Raw genomic sequence first — 15,009 nt, forward strand, 5'->3', positions numbered from 1 at the left:
CCTCCCGCCTTTTCCTCGATCACCGGACCAGGTACGCTCGGGATCCATGCTTGAGGAGCAAACGGGTCATGGGTCGCCGGTCGCCGACAGCTTGCGCCGGGTCGGCGCGCTGTTCGAGCCATTCTCGCCGGCCTACGCGGACAGCCCCGCCCGCGCGCTCTATCAGGCGGCCCATCGGGAGGCGCCGGTCGCCTACAGCGAGGCGTTCTCCGCCTACCTGGTCACCGGCCACGCCGAGGTCACCCAGGTGCTCCGCGATCCGGTCGTGTTCTCCTCGGCGCACATCCTCGATCTGCCGCCGGATCTCCCGGAGGAGGTGGCCGTCGAGCTCCGGCGCGGGGTCTACGAGATGCCGCCTGCGCTCTTCAACAACGACCCTCCCGGACACACGCGCGCGCGGGCGCTGTTCTCCAGGGCGTTCACGCCCGCGCGGGTCGCCTCGCTCGAGCCCACGATCGCGGCCACGGCGGAAGCGCTCGTGCGCGCGATGGCCCCGGGCGGCGGCCCGGTGGATCTGATGCAAGCGCTCGCCTTCCCGCTCCCGTTGCAGATCATCGCCGCCCTGGTGGGGATCCCGATCGAGGACGCGCCGCTGCTCAGGGCCTGTCAGGACGAGCGGTTCAAGCTGTACGAGCCCGGGGTCGACACGGCGCGGAAGGTCGAGGCGGCGCGGCGGTTCGTCTCCTACGAGCGCTACCTGGCCGACCTCATCGAGCGACGCCGCGCCGAGCCAGCCGACGACCTGATCACCGCCCTGATCCGCGCCCGCGTCGACGGCGAGGCGCCGCTGTCGATGGAAGAGATGATCTCCCATCTCATCGTCATGTTCTTCGCTGGCTACGAGACCGTGGCGAGCCTCATCGGCTCGCTCGTGCTCCGCCTGCTCGAGGCGCCCGCGCTCTGGGACGCGATCGGCAACGACGCGGCGCTGCTCCAGGCGGCCATCGAGGAGACGCTCCGGATCGACGCGCCGGTGCAGATGGAGCCGCGGCGCGCGAAGGCGCCCGCCGTCGTCGGCGGCGTCGAGATCCCCGCCGGCGCCACGGCGTTCGCGTTCTTCGGCGCCGCCAACCACGACCCCTCGGTGTTCCCGGACCCGCAGCGGTTCGACGTGGGTCGCCCGGTCAACCCGCGCGGGCGGCACCTCGGCTTCGGCTGGGGGGTGCACACCTGCATCGGCGCGCCCCTCGCGCGCATCGAGGTGAGGTGCGCCGTGCAGGCGCTGCGCGCGGCGTTCCCTGGCCTGCGGCTGGCTGGCGAGGGGCGCCCGAGCTACGCGCCCAGCATGTTCTTCCGCAAGCCCGCGGCCGTGCCCGTGACGCTCGGCAGAAACTGAGGGGCCGGAGACGGCACATCGCAGGGAGGTAGATGACATGAGCAGTGAGCTGCGCGCGCGCATCATGCAGATCGTCGGAACCGGCATGTTCACGAGCCTGTCGCTGGCGCTCGGCTGCCTGAACAACACCTCTACCGTGGTGTTTACATGCCCAGGCGAGGCCGGCGGCGCGGGCGGGACCGGCGGCGCGGGCGCAGAGAGCAGCTCCGTCTGTCAAGGCGGCGCCGGCGGTCAGGGCGGCGCTGGCGGTCAAGGCACCTCCTCGGAGACGAGGTGCTTCTCGCCGGAAGAGGTCCGGGCGAGCGCCAACAGCGCCGGCGGCGGGGGCGCTGGCGGGACCGGCGGCGCGGGGGGAAGCGCCGAGACCTGCCCGAGCCAGTACCACCCGAACCCCGTGTCCTGCGTGACTTACGAGAACGGCAGGCTGGAGGACGGCCAGTGCTGCTACGACACGAACGACCCGGGCATCGGCGCGTGCGGCCGGCCGTTCCTCGTGGGCGGCGAGCCGCGCCTCGCCGGCGTCGAGGCGCGGGCCGACTGGGTGCTCGACGCCGCGGCGGATGAGGCCCTCTCGCTCGATGCGGCGACGCGCGCCGCCCTCGCCGAGGCGTGGCTCGCCGACGCGCGCCTCGAGCACGCGTCGATCGCTTCCTTCGCGCGCTTCGCCCTCGACCTGCTCGCCCTCGGCGCGCCGCCTGCCCTCGTCGACGCCGCGCACCGCGCCCTCTCGGACGAGCTGCAGCACGCCCGGGCCTGCTTCACGCTCGCGAGCCGCTACGCCGGCCGGTCGCTCGGCCCGGGGCCGCTCGCCATGGACGGCGCGCTCGACGCGCCGACGCTCGCCAGCGCCGCGGTCAGCGCGGTGCGCGAGGGCTGCGTGGGCGAGACGCTGGCCGCGCTGCAGGCGAGCGCGCAGCGGGACCGCGCGCGCGACCCGGAGGCGCGCCGCGCCCTCGACAGGATCGCCGCCGACGAGGCCGCCCACGCCGAGCTCGCATGGGCCTTCGTGCGATGGGCCGTCGCGCGCGGCGGCGAGCCGGTGCGCGCGGCCGTGGCGCGCGCCTTCGACGAGGCGCTCGCTGGCGCGCTCGCCGCGCGCGGCCCGGAGCGCGCCGGGATCGACGCCGCCGCGTGGCGCGACCACGGCCGGCTCACCGAGGCGGAGCGGGCGCGCTGCCACCTGGAGGCGGTGCGCGAGGTGATCGCGCCGTGCGCGCAGGCGCTGCTGTCCGCGCCGCTCCCCTCCCCCGCGGCCGGCGCCGGCCGCGGCGTCCCGGCGCCGCCCGCGTGATCGGCCCCTGCATCGCCCGCGCGAGGGGGTGCGATGGCGCACATGAGTTTTCCCGCCGCCTGGCCTACCTTCCCGCCATGACCGCGCTTCGCCAGCTCCGCCTCGTCGCGATCCTCGAGGGCCTGTCCTATCTCCTCCTGCTCTTCATCGCGATGCCGCTCAAGTACCTCGCCGGCCTGCCGCTCGCCGTCCGCGTCGTCGGCAGCGCCCACGGCCTCCTCTTCGTGCTGTTCCTCGCCGCGCTCCTTCGCGCCGCCGTCGCGCGCCGGTGGTCCCTCGGCCGCGCGTCGCTCGCCTTCGTGTCGTCGGTCGTCCCCTTCGGGACGTTTGTCTTCGATCGCTCGCTGCAGCGCGAGATCGCGACGACCCCAACGCCGTAGGCGGGCGGGCACGCCGCCGTCACCGCCCGCCCCGGAGCCGCCCCCTGGCTCCGGGGATGGGGGCGCTTCTCGCCGGCAAACACGGCGCCCGAGGCGGCAACGCGCTGCGCGGGCGGCGGCGCCCGCTCCAGCGCCCTTCCCTCTACCAGCCGCACGTCCTGCCGCGGTTCTGCCGGTCGAGCCAGTCCTTGAGCGGCGCGAAGTAGTCGAGCATCGCCGCCGCATCCATCTGCCGTGATCCGGTCACCGCCTCGAGCGCCTCCGGCCACGGGCGGCTCCGCCCCATCGCCATCATCCGCCGGAGCCTCTCGCCGGCCGCCGCGCTGCCGTAGATCGTGCAGCGGTGGAGCGGCCCCTTGTACCCCGCCGCATCGCAGAGCGCGCGGTGGAGCTGGAACTGGAGGATGTGAGCGAAGAAGTACCGGATATACGGCACGCTCGCCGCGACATGGTACTTCGCGCCCGGGTCGAAGTCCGCCTCGGAGCGGGGCACCGGCGGCGTGACTCCCTGGTACCTCGTCCGGAGATCCCACCACGCCCGGTTGTAGTCCGGCGGCGAGATCTCCCCCGAGAAGACCCCCCAGCGCCACCGGTCGACGAGGACCGCGAACGGCAGGAAGGCCACCTTGCCGAGCGCCTCGTTGAGGAGGAGCGAGATGTCGCTCGACGCGGGGGGCGGCTCGGCCACGAGCCCGATCCGCTGGAGATACTCCGGCGTGACCGACAGCCCGATCGTGTCGCCGAGCGCCTCGTGGAACGCGGGATTGGGGCTGTCGCGGTACAGCCACGGCAGGTGGTTGTACTCCCGCTGGTAGAAGCTGTGTCCGAGCTCGTGGTGGATCGTATAGAAATCGTCGGCCGTGACGTCGATGCACATCTTGATGCGCAGATCGTCCTCGTCATCGATGTTCCACGCGCTCGCGTGACACACGACGTCGCGATCAGCCGGCTTGACGAAGAGCGACCGCTCCCAGAAGGTGGCCGGGAGCGGGTCGAACCCGAGCGAGACGAAGAAGCGCTCACCCGTCCTCACCATCTCGATCGGCGTGAGCCCCTTTGCGCGGAGCGCCGCGCCGAGATCGTAGATCGGCGCCGCCCCCTGGGGCGCGACGACATCGTGGATGTTGCTCCAGTCCTGCGCCCACATGTCGCCGAGCAGGTCGGCCCGGATCGGGCGCGCGCCGGGCACGACGTCCTCGCCGTACTTCGCGGCGAGCCGGCCGCGGACGTAGCAGTGGAGCGCGTCGTAGAGCGGCCTGGCCTGCTCCCAGAGGCGATCGACCTCCCGCGGCAGCGCGCCCGGCGGCATCTCGTATTTGGAGCGCCAGGCGTCGCCGGTGTCCTTGAACCCGAGCTCGCGGGCGCCCTCGTTCGCCAGCTGCACGAGCCGCGCGAAGTCGCCGCGCATGGGCGCGGACACCGTGCGCCAGCCGACCCACGCCCGCTTCAGCTCCTCGGGATCGCGGCTCGTGGCCATGATCCTGCCGAGCTGCTCGAGGTCGAGGCACTGGCCGCCCGCGGGGCAGTACTTGCCCGCCCCGTACATCGCCTCGAGCCTCGACGCGATGGTCGCGAGCTCCTGGGTCCTCGCCGGGTCGGCGGGGGCGTAGAGCGTGAGGGACGTGCGCAGGAGATCGAGCCGGCGGCGGACGTCATGAGGCAGCTCGAGGCCGCGGTACCGGTCCGCCCGCTCGGCGAGGTCGGCCTGCGCTCCAAGCAGCTTCGCGCTCGCCGCGGCCGCGAGGATCTGGGTGTCTTCCGTGATGTAGGTCGACGCGACCCACGCCGCGCGGTTGTTGTCGGTGCTGAGCCGGTGGAGCTCCGACTCCGCTGCGTCGACGAACCGCGCCGCCTCGTCCGGCGTCGGCCGCGGCGGTGAATCGGGCCGCGGCGTCGCGGGCGACACGGGAGGAGCTGGATCGGAGCAGGCCGCCGTGAGCGCGAGCGCGCCGCAGGGCAAGGCGATGGCGAACACCGGAACCATGCGCATCATTTCCCGCTGCTCCTCGGTCGCGGACATCTCCGGCGTGGAGCCGTCCTTCCACCCCGATATCGATGGATTGTGGGGTGCGCCTCGGCGCCGCGATCCTGATCGGCGTCTAAGGCCGCTCGCCGGCTCGAGCAACCCTCATGGCGGCGAGGCGGGGCGCGCGCGTCCGAGTCGGGGTCACCGCGCGAAGATTCCTGTCCATTTCACGATCTCCGCGCGCGCGTCGAGCTCCGTGCGCGCGCCGGAAACGGACGACACGGAGCCTGGGCAGCATCAGGGAGGACAGGTGATCTCCGGCGCGGTCCCGGGACGCTCGTCATTTCCAGGACACCTCGCGTTCGATCGCGGGCGGACAGCGGCGCTCGTGGAGCCGCGCAGCTACCAGGCCGCGCCTGCGACCTGCCGGATGGTGACGTTGACGCGGTCCGAAGCGCTCACGCCGTCCGCGGGAACACCCCTTCTTCGATAAGTGACGCTCGTAGCGCGACCGCGTCGGGGTGGTTGATCGCAAGCACAGCAATGGTGGCGCGTCCGATGGCGGAACTGCCCACGAGGAGTGGTCCATCCCAGCGAAATGCTTGCTCCACCGGTCCTTGCGCGGGTGATAGAGGCGCACGATCCGCCCAGACTCTGGATCGATCCCGGCGATGTTCGGGCCCTTGTAGCTGTTGCAGTAGAAGCACGCAAACCCGAGGTTCTCCGGAACAGTCACTCCGCCGTGCTTCTGCGCGATGATGTGATCGATCTCGAAAGGGATCGACGAGAGGGGCTGTGGAAGCTGACAGTACTCGCAGACGGCTTTTGCGCGCTGGGTGACCAGCGCCACCAGCGAGGTGTCCATCCAGTTTAAGCAGCGACTCCGGCCCGCTTCAGCGATCGCCGCGCCTTCGAGTGCATGAGATCGACGAGCCGTCCGATGCGGCGATAACTCTCGATCTCGGCCTGCTCCTCGGCAGTGAGCTCGCCAAGCTGCGCTTTCAGGGCGAGCTCATGCATCCGCGCGCGATCCTGCTCGTCGAAGGCGAGCTGCAGGATCGACCGGGCAGCTTCCGGGGAGAGGTCGTCCCGCTCGGGGCGGATGAGGCGGCCGAGGATGGCGCTCTCCTGCCCTGCGCCCGATCGCGGTGAGTCCATCAGGAGATGGTAGCACATCGCGGCATCCGCGTGGCGGTCGCATGGCACCCCCGGATGTCGTCCTGTACCGGGTCCGTCCGGTCGCCGAGCCGGCGCCACCTCAACCTGGGTCGGGTTGACTCCAGCATGGGTTGGCACCCTAGCCCGGGGAGCGGGTCGCCCACCGGCTCGCAAAAATCGTCGTCGCCGATGTCGAGGAAGCGCCGGCAGCTCCGACGTCTCCGTGTAGCGCCAAAGACGGCGCGACATCCCGCGGACGAGGACACCATGAACACCATCGAAGCCCATCAAGGAACGCTCACCGTCACGACCGAGGCCGCCCCGACCCGGACCCCGCTCCGCAGCGTCGGCGCCGTGCTCTGCGGGCTCTTCTCGACCTTCCTCATCACAACGGCCGTGGATCTGGCGCTCCACGCATCCGGCGTGTTCCCGCCGCACGGCGAGCGCATGGCCGACTCGCTTTTCGTGCTCGCGCTCGCCTACCGCATCCCCTTCAACACCGCCGGCTGCTACGTCGCGGCCCGCCTCGCGCCGGCCCGCCCGATGCGCCACGCGCTCGCGCTCGGCCTCGTCGGCGTCGCGCTCGCCACCCTCGGCGCCATCCTGATGTGGGAGCTCGGCCCAGCCTGGTACTCGCTCGCGAACATCGCGGTCGCCCTGCCGTGCGCCTGGGCCGGCGCGCGCCTTCGAGGCGCTCGCTCCTGAGGAAGGCACGAAAGGCCGAGACGCCCGCAGCCCACGAGCACGTCACCTGACCAGACAGCCTCCGTCGATGAAGCGCACCGGCTTCCTCCCGCGCGCCCCCGCGACCCCCGACGCCCCCTCGGGGAAATACCGCTCCGCGAGCCGCCGGAAGCTCCGCTCCGTCTCGCGCTGAAACAACGGCCGGAACACCGCCCGATCGATCCACCGCCCGAGCGCCCCCCAGCGCACCTCGTACGTGTACGACGTCGAGAACTCCACGGACCCATCCGCCGCAGGCCGGTACAGCCAGAGCCCGACGCCGCTGCGGATCAAGGACCGCGGATCCTCCGACCAGAACTCGAACGTGGACTGCTGACAAGGCCGGTGGAGCTTGTATCGCCCGCCGCCGCGGAGGGTCAGGCCGAGCAGATCCTTCTCGTAGCGCATCGCGGTCCCGGTCTGGATGACCTCCCCGAGCATGAAGATCCTGCTGAACCGATGGTCCCAGCTCGGGTGGAGCCGGTGATCCTGCGTGACCTCCCAGAGCCGCTCGACGGTGGTGCGGAGCCGGACGCGGACGTGGATCGGGGCAGGTCGGGGCAGGCGCTGCTCGACGAGCGCGAGCCCCTCCACCACCGCGACGAGCGCCGCCCCCGCGCCCATCAGCCCGAGCAGCCCGCGAAGCCAGCCAGGGACGCCCGCAGGCGCGTACACGACCGAGGAGGGCAGGTGCCGCCACGCCAGCGAGTCCAGCGCGACCGCGTGCAGGTAGGCGCCGACGAGGACGCTCAGCGCGATGTGCATCAGGTACTCCCCGCCGGGCAGGCCGCCCTGGCTGCGCCGCGACGCCGGCTCGACGGCGACGTCGGCCATCGCGACGCCGATATCGGCGATGAAGAGCGCCACGAAGCCGGCGTAGAAGGCGCCGTGAAGCTGGATGTTGGGCACGAGCGCGAGCTGGAGCGCATAGATGAACCCGCGCGCCACATGGAGCCACCCCTCGACGCGCGACTCGACGCGGTCCGCGAGGCGGCACCGGTACCAGTGGAAGTAGGCGATATCGAACGCGCCGAGGAGGCTGATGACGGCGAGGAGAAGTGACGCGGTGGCCATGGTGCATCCATCCCTGGGCCCGAAGGCCCCGGACCGAGCGGGGTCGCCCGCCCTTGTCCCCGCCTCTGGCGTTTGCAAGCCGCTCACCAACCCGAGCGGCTGCGGTGCGCGCCCCGATCCGCTGCCTGAAAGCGCGCGCGTCGGCCGCGCGCTGTCCACGCGCTTTCGTGGCTGTCCACGCCGTGGACACCCGGCTCGTCGTCCGCGCGGACAGCGGAGGGCGTGCCGGCGCCCTGGCGCGCCGCCGGGCGCGCCAAGCGCGGCCCGCGCCGGTCACGCCGCGCCGGCCCGCGCTCGCTGGCACGGCGGTCGCAACCACAGCACGCCATGAAACCTCGCGTCGGCGATCTCGCCCTGCACATCGCCCGCATCAGCCTCTGCGCCACCGGCGTCGCCCTCGCTTCGCGCATCGACAGCGCGGCGCTCGCCGCGGCCGCGGGCGGCGCGCTCTTCTTCGCCGCCTTCGCCCTGATGCACGACGTCGCCCATGGCGCCCTCCGCCTGCCGCGCCGGGCGAACGAGATCGCGCTCACCCTCTCGGCGGCGGTGATGCTCATGAGCGGCCACGCCCTGCGGCTCATGCACCTGCGCCATCACGCCCGCCCGCTCGCGCCCGACGACATCGAGGGCGCCCCCGCGCGCCTGCCGCTCCTGCGGGCGCTCCTCGGCGCCCCCCTCGCCGCCGTCGCCCTCCGCGCCGAGGCGCTCCGCGCCGCCGGCCCCTCCGGCCGCCGCCACCAGCTCGCCGAGGCCGCGCTCAACCTCGCGTCGCTCGCGCTCCTGCTCGCGTCGCGGCAGCCTGCGCTCCTCGCCGTCGCGGCCACCGCGGCGGCCCTCCAGCTCACCATGGCCGTGTGGGCCGCGTACATCCCGCACAACGCCCCGGCCTGGATGCTGGCCGCCGCCCGCCGGCTCGCCTTCACCCGCTCGCCCATCGCGCTCAGCCTCGGCTACCACGAGCGCCACCACCGCATCCCCGGCCTCCCCTGCAGCCGCCTCGCCGTCCCGTCCCCTCACCGCCGGTGAGACAGCGGCCGTGAGAGGAGCCCCAGCCCTCGTTGGCCTGGCCTGCGCCACGTCTCGGTAGAGCGCTCGCCCACGCCCGCCGAGCCGCGCCTTCAGGGAAGCGTCACCGGGGAACCTGCCCCCGGTAATGGGCGATCAGGTGAAGCCAGCGCTCGTGGAGCGCCCGGTCGGCGCTCAGGCGCTGCTGCCATGCACGGTCGGCAGCGAGCCAGGCGTCTTCGCCCGCGAGGCCGTGCTGCGCGAGGAGCTCGGCGCACCTCGCCGGCTCGATGGCGCGCCAGGCCCAGATCCACGCGTGCTGCTCGAGCGTGAGCGCCGGCGCGACGGCAGCGGCGCCGGCCTGGCCCGGCGCCCTGAACGGCAATCCGGCGCGGGACTGCCGCGCATCGGCGCCTGCGGGCGTCGGTCCCGCGGCAGCGGACCTCTTGAACGGCAAGACGTCGCGCGGCGCGTGCAGGGCGCTTCCCGACATCGGCGGCGCGGGCGCCTCGTCCGTCGGCGGCCAGCCCCCGGCCCGCGTCGCGACGAAGGGCAGCGCGGCGCCGGCAGGAGGAACCAAGGAGCTCGCCGCCGACGCGGCAGGAGGCGCCAGCGGGGACGCTCCTTCCGCCGGCGCCACGAACGGCAGGGCGGCATGCGCCGCGGGAGGCGGCGTCTGCTGCGAACGCACGGGCGGAGCTGGCGGCGGCGACACGAACGGCAGCGCCCCGGCGTCGGCAGGCGGCGCGGGCGACGGCGCACGCGGTGCTGGCGGCGGCGACACGAACGGCAGCGCCCCGGCGTCGGCAGGCGGCGCGGGCGACGGCGCACGCGGTGCTGGCGGCGGCGACACGAACGGCAGCGCCCCGTCGTCGGCAGGCGGCGCAGGCGACGGCGCACGCGGAGGCGCCGCGCCCGGAGGGGGCGGGACGAACGGAAGCGCTTCCGTCGGCTCCACCGGCAGCTCGATCACCATCGTCGAGGGGAACGGCGGGTACGACACGGGCGCCGCAGGAGGCGGAGGCATGCTGCTTCGGGTAAACCCGAACCCCCACCTGCCCGCAGGGAAACTCGCGCTGCTCAAGCGATCGCGGAGCTCCGCCAGGTGAGCGCGCTGCCGCGCGACCCAGTCGTCCGGTGAGAACGCGGAGACCATCCCCGTCGCGATCCAGAGCTCGAGCGCGGCCTCGTGGCGGCGCGGCGGCGGGGTCGACGTCGCCTCGAGCTCGTCGACGAGCGACTGCACGGTGAACGGCCTCCCGCCGCGCGTGCGCACCTCCGGATCGAACCGGCGCGCGTTGCGTCGTCGCCAGTCCTCCCAGCGCACGGGGTCGGTGACGACCTTCTCCACCTTGCGCACGGGGATCGGCAGCGCGTCCGCCTCGACCGCAGCCGCGGCCTCGGGGGGCAGCTCCACCTCCCACGGCTCCTCCACCGTCTCGCGCAGCCCCGCGCCGGTGATGCGCTCGAGCGCCTCGGCCGCCGCTCCCACGAGCAGCTCGTCGCCCGAGCCGAGCAAGCTCACCAGGAAGCCGAGCGCCCCGACGTGCCCGAAGCGCCCGAGGCCGCGCGCGAGCTGGGCAGTCGGCGCCGCGGCCGCGCAGGCGAGCAGCGGCTCCAGGTCGGCCTCGTGCCCGCCGAGGCACAGCAGCCATGCCGCGCCCGCGGCGCGCGCCGGGCCCGCTCGGCCCGACAGCGTCGCGCGCAGGAGCGAGCGCGCCGGACCGTGCCCGCGCCGCATCGCCGCCTCGGCGCCGGCGAGGAACACGGCGTCGCTGTCCGTACGGGCGAGCACGCCCTCGATCACCTCGATCGCCTCGTCGCGCGGGCCTGCCACGGCGAGCGCGCGGACCGCGCGCTCCGCGAGCTCGGGCCGCGCCGACCACGCGAGCCGCGAGGCCAGCTCGAACGGGGCGGACTGCCGGAGCGCGAGCACCTCGAGCGCCACGGCGGCGAGCGGCACGCGCGCGCCGGCCGCGAGCTCGGCCAGCGCCGCGTCGATCTCGGGGTTCGGCGCGAGCTGGAGGCCCTCGATCCACCCCGGGTACGTCTCCGGCGCGCTGTGCTTGAGCGTGGCCACCGCCGCGCCGACCGTATCGCGGCCCTCGATCGAGCCGAGCGTCAGCGCGACGGCGAACGCGCGCCCCGGATCCGGCGCCTTCGCCTCCGCGAAATAGAGCGACACGAGGGGCAGCGCCGCGGCCCCGACGCTGGCGAAGCAGTCGAGGTTGTCGAGCAGGCGCTGCTCGAACGGCTCCTGATCCACCCACGTCTCGATCGCGTTCGGCCTGCGCAGATCGCGGTGGATGGCGATGTCCTCGAGGCAGTCGCGCCCGAGGCGCCGGAGCATCTCCGCCTCCTCGACGGCGGGCTCGTGGACGAAGCGGGGCGGCGCCGCGGCGGGGGCGTCCGGCACCTCCGCCGCGTCCTCGCCGAGCTTCTTCTCGAGCTCGCCCGTCGCGGCCGCTGCGGCGAACGCCTTCAGGGCGTCGAGCGTCGCGGGCGGCCTCAGCTTGCGCGGCGCCGGCTGCGGCTCGCGCAGCGGGACGCTCGGGTCGAGCGAGAGCTCCGGGACGAGCGGGCGCCGCGCGAACGCGTGCAGCGACGGCGTGCCCTGGCTCGCGCGGAAGGGCCGCTCGCGCGGCGGCTCGCTCGACCTCCGGCCGCCGCCCGAGAGCTCGCTCCGGCGCGCGAGCTGGATCTGCGCCACGGCCCGCGCGCCCATCACGAGCGCCGAGGCGGCCAGGTCGAGCCCGTCGAGCGCCCTGTCGAGCGCCGGCTCCTCGCGGCGATCGCCGGCGCCCACGAGCAGCGCGCGCGCCTCGCGCACGAGCGCCGCCGCCTCGGTGAGCCCGTCGTGGTGCACCGGCGCGAGCACGTCGCTGTCGAGCACCGCGTAGGCGCACTGCACGGCCCGGCGCAGCCTGTCGCCGACGCCGGCGCGGTCCACCTGGAGCGGGATCTCGGGCACGAGGGAGAGGACGTCCTCCACGGCCCGCTGGGCCAGCGCGGCCGCGTTCTTCCCGGGCTCGGCGGGCGCGGCGCGGGGGGGAACGCTCGAGGAGCTCATCGGGCCGGGTCGACGCTGGCGAGGAGCGCGCCGCGCTCGGGGCCCTCGGAGTGGGTGCCGATGAGCACGCAGTCGCCCGGCGCGCAGCGCGTCTCCCACCGGACGGTGGCCATCGCGAGCATCACCGGCGCGCTGGCGGCGCCGAGATCGCCGGTCTTGAGGAGCGGCTGCTCGCAGATCACGTCGGGCGAGAAGGCCTCGAAGGCGCGCGCCATGACGTAGCTCCATTCGTCGACGCGGTGACGCTCGTTCACGACGTCGTTCATCACCCACGGGATGCGCCGCGCCTTGACGCCGAGGGGCGCGGCCGCCCGCTTGACGGCCGCCATGATGCCGTGCGCGAGGCACGGCTCGTCAGACCCGTACGGCCGCGGCTCGGCGCCGACCGCGGCGCCGAGCACCTGCCCGAGGCGCGGCAGGGAGCCCGCGCGCCCGCGGGCCGCGAGGACGACGAAGCCCCCGCCCTCGCCCGGGATGAAGCCGTTCTCCGTGTGCATCGAGTGCAGGCGCAGCTCGCGATCGAGCCACTCGAGCGCGTCGGGGTCGAAGAAGCTGTCGACCCCGCCGACCGCCACCGCGTCGTGCTCGCCGGAGCGCAGGCGCTCGAGCGCGATCTCGAAGGCGTGCGCCCCGCCGCCGCGGCACCCGAGCACCAGGGTCGAGCGCGCGTGGTCGATGGGCACCTGCGAGCGCGCCTCGAGGCCGGCGAGGAGCTGCGACTCGAGGCGCGGATCGAAGCCAGGGCGGCTCCGCGGCGGCAGCGCGACGATCACCGGCAGCGGACGCGCCGCCTGCCCCCTCTGCCGCTGCGCCGACAGCCAGGGGAAGGCGGCCTGCGTGAGCGCGGGGCCGCCGAGGGCGACGAGCCGATCCAGGCCCATCACGTGATCGCCGATCGACGGCAGGCGGCAGGTCACCATGGGCTCGCCGGCGCGATCGATCAGGTGCGATTCGCGGGGGTCCATCTTGAGCGCGCGCACGCTCATGGTCACCTGGAGCGCGGTGAGCCCGCCCGGCGCGCGCGCGCCGGCGCCGACGATCACCGCCTCGGCGGCCGGGAGCGGCGCGCGCGCCGAGAGCCCCGCCTCCGGGGGCCCCGCGTCAGCCGTGCTCGGCCTCATGACGCGCTCCCTTCCGCCGCTGGTCCATACGCTCGTAGGGCGCTGCCGCGCGGGGCCGTGCGGGGGTCCATGTCACTCGGGCAGCGCCGACCAGGGGCCGAGGTCGAGCTCGCCGTGCGCCTCGAGCGCGCTCGCGTCCTCGGGGTTCTTCTCCGGGTCGAACGGGACGACCTCGAAGAGGTGCGCCAGGTAGACGTCGACGCCGGGGTACGCGACGCGGACCTCGGGCGGATCCGTGCGCATCTCCAGCACCGGGTACTCGCCCGCCGCGTCGGGCTCGCCGACGTAGAGCACGTCCCTCGCCTCGCCGTCCTGCGGGCCCAGCAGGTAGGCCTCCCCCGGCAGCGCCTCGTCGATGCCCTCGAACATGTCCGCGAGCATCGGGTCGAACTCCTCCGCCGCGATCTGCCCGAGCGTCCTGGGCGCGAAGCGGGGCGCCGCCGGATCCTCGAACAACCCGAGGAAGCTCGCGTCGAACGCGAGGAAGGCCGCGAGCCCGGGCGACAGCGGCTTCTTGCACGGGAACGTGAGCTTCTTGAGCTTCGCCGCGGGGACCGGCCGCGGGTCCGCGATCGCGCCCGTGCCCGCGATCGCCTCCGTCACCTTCGCGATGAGCGCGCGCCCGCGGAGCCGCGCGGCCTTGCCCTTCGCGGCGGCGGGCTTCTTCTTCTTCGCGCCGCCGCCCGCGCGCTTCATCGCCGAGAGCACCTTTGCGGCCGAGGGCATGTCGTCCCAGCCGAGCGCTACCTCGCCGGCGGCCATGGCCTCGATGAGCGGCGCATGGTCAGCGCGGCCGAGCTTGACGAGGGCGCGCGCGGCGTAGAGCACGACGTCCCTGCTCGGGTCGAGGAGCATCGAGAGGAGCGGCTCGGCCTCGCCGCGCTCGACGCACGCGTCGGCGAACTCGAACCGCACCTCCGATTCCTCCCCGAACTGCCCGTCCTCTTTGCGCGCGAGCTCCTCGACGGCGCCGCGCGCCGCGCTCAACGCCGCGATGGCGTCCTCGCGCGCCTTGGCCCAGGCGCGGGCCACGCGCGCGTCGATGGGCGAGTCGTCCGTGAGCCACCTCGGCGCCTGGCGCGTGGCGAACAGCGCGTAGTCATGACGACCGCGGGCGAGACAGGCGACCGCGTGCGCCCGCCGCTGCTCCTCGCCCTCCGTGAACGGGTTCAGCGCGTTCACCGCGCAGAAGCGCAGCCACGCGTCGTCGGACAGGCCGCGGACCTTCGTGAGGTCCGGCGAGTACGGCGGCGCCTTGGCCCCGTCTCCGCCGAGCGCGCCGATCAGCGCGCGGAGGAACGCCTCGGAGTAGCCCGCGGAGGCGAGGTACGCGAGGACGCCGCCCGCGCGGTCGCGATCGCCCGCCCTGGCCAGCGCCACGCCGAGCGTCAGGAGCGCCTCCGGGTTGGTCGGGTCCCAGTCGAGCGCGCGTTCGGCGAAGCGCGCGGCCTCCTCGAAGCGGCCGACATGCACGAGGTCGTCGGCGATCGCGTCGAGCACGCGGTAGGCCGAGGTCGGATGCCAGCGCGGCGTGAGGCGCAGCGCCGTCAGGTGGACGCGAAGCGCGTCGTCGTACCGACCTTGCCGCGTGAACGCCGTCCCGACGAGGCCCTGCAGGAGCACGAACGAGTCCCACGCGACGACCGCCTCCGCGAGCGCGTCGGCCGCCGCGTGCGCGTCCTTGCCCTCTCCGGAGAGCGCCACGTGCACCGTGCGCGAGAGCGGCGCCTCGCCGAGCAGCTGGCGGCGACCCGCGGCGGCGCCGAACGCCTGCACGCTGACGTCGTTCGCCAGAAAATCGCGCCAGGCGGCCTCGACGCCCGCGGCGTCCGCCGTGTTCACGAGCGCCATTCCATGCGCCTCCTCCTCACCCCTCGTCCTGGTC

12 protein-coding genes are annotated in these 15,009 nt (G+C 74.1%); 5 read left to right on the forward strand and 7 right to left on the reverse strand.

All coding sequences use genetic code 11. The features are described 5' to 3' along the window. The first annotated feature begins 46 nt into the window (after positions 1–46). The 3 genes from WME85_RS24210 (at position 47) to WME85_RS24220 (ending at position 3,007) form a co-directional block, all read left to right on the forward strand. On the forward strand, positions 47–1,336 hold the full coding sequence (locus WME85_RS24210; RefSeq protein ID WP_437841343.1) for a cytochrome P450: 1,290 nt from the start codon (positions 47–49) through the stop codon (positions 1,334–1,336). A gap of 37 nt (positions 1,337–1,373) precedes the next feature. Continuing rightward, the gene (locus WME85_RS24215) at positions 1,374–2,627 is read left to right on the forward strand and encodes a ferritin-like domain-containing protein (protein WP_437841346.1); all 1,254 of its coding nucleotides are present in this window, start codon (positions 1,374–1,376) and stop codon (positions 2,625–2,627) included. 77 nt (positions 2,628–2,704) lie between these two features. Further along, positions 2,705–3,007, forward strand: a complete 303-nt coding sequence (locus WME85_RS24220; protein ID WP_437841349.1) for a DUF3817 domain-containing protein — start codon at positions 2,705–2,707, stop codon at positions 3,005–3,007. Positions 3,008–3,149: 142 nt separating this feature from the next. On the opposite strand, the gene WME85_RS24225 is transcribed toward WME85_RS24220, so the two are convergent. From WME85_RS24225 to WME85_RS24235, 3 genes are all read right to left on the reverse strand, one after another. Beyond that, positions 3,150–5,000, reverse strand: coding sequence for a M2 family metallopeptidase (locus WME85_RS24225; RefSeq protein WP_437841351.1), 1,851 nt, complete (start codon positions 4,998–5,000; stop codon positions 3,150–3,152). A 313-nt stretch (positions 5,001–5,313) separates the two neighbouring features. Beyond that, positions 5,314–5,838, reverse strand: a complete 525-nt coding sequence (locus tag WME85_RS24230; RefSeq protein ID WP_437841353.1) for an HNH endonuclease — start codon at positions 5,836–5,838, stop codon at positions 5,314–5,316. Between the two features lie 5 nt (positions 5,839–5,843). Continuing rightward, positions 5,844–6,131: a hypothetical protein gene (locus tag WME85_RS24235; protein WP_437841356.1), complete on the reverse strand. Its 288-nt coding sequence runs from the start codon at positions 6,129–6,131 to the stop codon at positions 5,844–5,846. 267 nt (positions 6,132–6,398) lie between these two features. Between WME85_RS24235 and WME85_RS24240 the strand changes: the two genes are divergently transcribed. Further along, positions 6,399–6,836, forward strand: coding sequence for a hypothetical protein (locus WME85_RS24240; protein ID WP_437841359.1), 438 nt, complete (start codon positions 6,399–6,401; stop codon positions 6,834–6,836). Between the two features lie 42 nt (positions 6,837–6,878). On the opposite strand, the gene WME85_RS24245 is transcribed toward WME85_RS24240, so the two are convergent. Then, on the reverse strand, positions 6,879–7,928 hold the full coding sequence (locus tag WME85_RS24245) for an SRPBCC family protein (RefSeq protein ID WP_437841361.1): 1,050 nt from the start codon (positions 7,926–7,928) through the stop codon (positions 6,879–6,881). 327 nt (positions 7,929–8,255) lie between these two features. Here WME85_RS24245 and WME85_RS24250 point away from each other — a divergent pair, with 327 nt between their 5' ends. Continuing rightward, the gene (locus WME85_RS24250; protein WP_437841364.1) at positions 8,256–8,954 is read left to right on the forward strand and encodes a fatty acid desaturase; all 699 of its coding nucleotides are present in this window, start codon (positions 8,256–8,258) and stop codon (positions 8,952–8,954) included. A 103-nt stretch (positions 8,955–9,057) separates the two neighbouring features. On the opposite strand, the gene WME85_RS24255 is transcribed toward WME85_RS24250, so the two are convergent. From WME85_RS24255 to WME85_RS24265, 3 genes are all read right to left on the reverse strand, one after another. After that, complete coding sequence (locus WME85_RS24255) at positions 9,058–12,003, reverse strand: hypothetical protein (protein ID WP_437841366.1); 2,946 nt, start codon at positions 12,001–12,003, stop codon at positions 9,058–9,060. Further along, positions 12,000–13,124 (reverse strand): beta-ketoacyl synthase N-terminal-like domain-containing protein, encoded by a 1,125-nt coding sequence (locus WME85_RS24260; protein WP_437841368.1) that lies wholly within the window; start codon positions 13,122–13,124, stop codon positions 12,000–12,002. The genes WME85_RS24255 and WME85_RS24260 overlap by 4 nt, the downstream gene beginning before the upstream one ends. 72 nt (positions 13,125–13,196) lie before the next feature. Beyond that, on the reverse strand, positions 13,197–14,975 hold the full coding sequence (locus tag WME85_RS24265; RefSeq protein ID WP_437841371.1) for a tetratricopeptide repeat protein: 1,779 nt from the start codon (positions 14,973–14,975) through the stop codon (positions 13,197–13,199). Positions 14,976–15,009 lie beyond the last annotated feature (34 nt).

Source organism: Sorangium sp. So ce1153, assembly GCF_051521595.1.
Taxonomy (GTDB): Bacteria; Myxococcota_A; Polyangia; order Polyangiales; family Polyangiaceae; genus Sorangium.

Coding starts and splice junctions, on each gene's coding strand:
- WME85_RS24210 (WP_437841343.1), top strand. CDS start 47: ATGCTTGAGGAGCAAACGGGTCATGGGTCGCCGGTCGCCGACAGCTTG.
- WME85_RS24215 (WP_437841346.1), top strand. CDS start 1,374: ATGAGCAGTGAGCTGCGCGCGCGCATCATGCAGATCGTCGGAACCGGC.
- WME85_RS24220 (WP_437841349.1), top strand. CDS start 2,705: ATGACCGCGCTTCGCCAGCTCCGCCTCGTCGCGATCCTCGAGGGCCTG.
- WME85_RS24225 (WP_437841351.1), bottom strand. CDS start 5,000: ATGATGCGCATGGTTCCGGTGTTCGCCATCGCCTTGCCCTGCGGCGCG.
- WME85_RS24230 (WP_437841353.1), bottom strand. CDS start 5,838: ATGGACACCTCGCTGGTGGCGCTGGTCACCCAGCGCGCAAAAGCCGTC.
- WME85_RS24235 (WP_437841356.1), bottom strand. CDS start 6,131: ATGGACTCACCGCGATCGGGCGCAGGGCAGGAGAGCGCCATCCTCGGC.
- WME85_RS24240 (WP_437841359.1), top strand. CDS start 6,399: ATGAACACCATCGAAGCCCATCAAGGAACGCTCACCGTCACGACCGAG.
- WME85_RS24245 (WP_437841361.1), bottom strand. CDS start 7,928: ATGGCCACCGCGTCACTTCTCCTCGCCGTCATCAGCCTCCTCGGCGCG.
- WME85_RS24250 (WP_437841364.1), top strand. CDS start 8,256: ATGAAACCTCGCGTCGGCGATCTCGCCCTGCACATCGCCCGCATCAGC.
- WME85_RS24255 (WP_437841366.1), bottom strand. CDS start 12,003: ATGAGCTCCTCGAGCGTTCCCCCCCGCGCCGCGCCCGCCGAGCCCGGG.
- WME85_RS24260 (WP_437841368.1), bottom strand. CDS start 13,124: ATGAGGCCGAGCACGGCTGACGCGGGGCCCCCGGAGGCGGGGCTCTCG.
- WME85_RS24265 (WP_437841371.1), bottom strand. CDS start 14,975: ATGGCGCTCGTGAACACGGCGGACGCCGCGGGCGTCGAGGCCGCCTGG.